At 62.2% G+C, this 304-nt stretch carries 1 protein-coding gene; it reads right to left on the minus strand.

What is annotated here, in order from left to right; genetic code table 11:
* A partial coding sequence (locus tag ACODTD_RS28830; protein WP_489105449.1) for an immunoglobulin-like domain-containing protein occupies positions 1-304 on the minus strand: 304 nt, incomplete at both ends.

Here is a 304-nt window from a genome sequence, read left to right on the forward strand (position 1 = left end):
GCCGGAACGGTCACGGTGCCGGTGGTTTTACCGGCTTCGATGGTGATCACCGAGCCGTTGCTCAGGGTCACGGTCACCGGAGTACCAGCCGGGTTGGTCAGGGTGGCGGTGTAAACGATCGAACCACCTTCGGCCACAGTACCGGTAGCACTGAGGGTCAGGTTGGTGGTGTCGACAGTGTCGGTGACGGTGGTGCTGACCGGCGTCTTGTCGGCTACGAGGTTCTCGTAATTGCCACCGCTCACGCCGGTGATCGCGTTGGTCAGCGGCGTATGGCCGTTCAATGCATCGTTCGGTGCAGTGG

The sequence above is a fragment of the Pseudomonas sp. FG35 genome, assembly GCF_057809295.1.